This is a genomic window from bacterium (assembly GCA_018812485.1).
Taxonomy (GTDB): domain Bacteria; phylum JAHJDO01; class JAHJDO01; order JAHJDO01; family JAHJDO01; genus JAHJDO01.
Genome location: JAHJDO010000161.1, coordinates 1 through 2,097, shown reverse-complemented (window position 1 = coordinate 2,097; position 2,097 = coordinate 1). Strand labels below are relative to the sequence as shown.

General features: G+C 43.6%; 1 pseudogene. It reads left to right on the top strand.

The features are described from left to right. A pseudogene (gene secA, locus KKC91_12740) lies at positions 1 to 2,097 on the top strand (preprotein translocase subunit SecA).

The following is a 2,097-nucleotide window of genomic DNA, read 5'->3' as shown; positions in this document are numbered from 1 at the left end:
TAATGATTACCTGGCAAAAAGAGATTGCGGCTGGATGGGGCGTGTTTATTATGCCCTGGGAATTAGTTGTGCCGCGATTAGCCACGATACCTCAGTTGTCTATGACCCCGGCTATACTGATAATACTGCCTGGGACAAACGGATGGAAAACTTACGTCCGATTACCCGTAAAGATGCTTATAACTGTGATGTTACATATGGAACGAATAATGAATTTGGGTTTGATTATTTAAGGGATAATATGGCCGTGCGTAAGCAGGATATGGTGCAGCGAGAGCTTAATTATGCGATTGTTGATGAAGTGGATAGTATTTTAATCGATGAGGCGAGAACTCCCCTGATCATCTCCGGACCGGCAGAAGAATCCACGGATAAATATTATAAGATCGATAAAATAATTCCTAAACTAATTGCCGGCAAAAGAAATGAGGAGACCAAAGAAGAAACCGGGGATTTTATTATTGATGAGAAGGCAAAAACCGCTTATCTTACTGAGGCGGGTGCAGAAAAAGCGGCAAAGCTGCTGGGACTGGAAAGTTTACATAGCATAGAGTCAGTGGAGTATAAGCACCATATTGATAAAGCCTTGCGCGCGCATACGGTTTTAAAACGTGATGTGGATTATGTGGTGTGCGATGGACAGGTAATGATTGTGGATGAGTTTACCGGCCGGCTTATGCCGGGTCGGCGCTGAGTGATGGACTGCATCAGGCGGTTGAGGCAAAAGAGATGGTAAAGATTGAACGGGAAAATCAGACGTTAGCCACAGTTACCTTTCAGAATTATTTCCGCATGTATAAAAAACTTGCCGGCATGACCGGGACCGCGCTCACGGAAGAGCCGGAGTTTCGGCATATTTATAAGTTAGAAGTGTTATCGATTTCCACAAATAGACCATTAATCCGCACAAATTTTCCGGATGCAATTTATAAGACCGAACAGGAGAAATTTAACGCAGTCATTGAAGAGATTCTTCAATTATATGAGAAAAGACGGCCGGTGCTTGTCGGAACTATTTCTATTGAAAAATCAGAATTAATTTCCCGTCTGCTTAAACAGAAAGGTATCCCGCATAAAGTCTTAAATGCAAAATATCATGAGCAGGAAGCGGTTATTGTTGCCCAGGCCGGCAGTTTAGGCAGTATTACCATTGCGACAAATATGGCTGGCCGGGGAACGGATATTTTACTTGGGGGAAGTGTAGAGTTTTTTGCAGATGAGCTATTACGTAAAAAAGGGATTGACCCGCACTTGGCAACAGCGGAACAAAAACAAGAAGTGTTAGAACGGGTTAAAGAAGAAATTGGAACCGAACATAACAAGGTTGTAGAACTTGGCGGCTTGCATATTATTGGCACGGAACGTCATGAGGCGCGCCGGATTGATAATCAGCTGCGCGGCCGGGCCGGCCGGCAGGGGGATCCCGGGTCAAGCCGCTTTTATCTCTCACTGCAAGATGATCTTATGCGCTTGTTTGGGTCGGATATGATTATGCGGGTAATGGATAAACTTGGGGTTGAGGAGGGGATGAATATCCAGCACCCATTAATCACCCGTTCGATTGAAACTGCTCAGAAAAGAGTAGAGTCTTTTCATTTTGACAGCCGGAAACATCTGTTAGAGTATGACAATGTTTTAAATAAACAACGTGAAGTAATCTATGCCCAGCGCCGGATGATTTTGGAAGGGGAAGAATTAAAAGAATATATTTCCGGAATTATTGAAGACGTTTTAGATAAGGCGCTGGATACCTATGTGCCGGAAAAGGAACATCAGGTTGACTGGGATTTAGATGGGATACGTACTTTTGTCCGGGATAAATTTGGACTACATTTAGCCGGGTTATCCGAAAATAAGGACTATATCCGCGAAGACTTAAAGGAGCTGATTTTGCAGGAGCTTTTTGATGTTTATGAAAAAAAAGAAAACGAGATTGGAACCTTTGTTATGCGCGATATTGAAAAGGCAATCATGCTGCATATTGTTGACAGCCAGTGGAAAGACCATCTCTATGCCATGGATGGGTTACGCGAAGGGATTGGACTTAGAGCCTATGGCCAAAGAGACCCGTTAGTTGAATATCAGCATGAAGGGTTC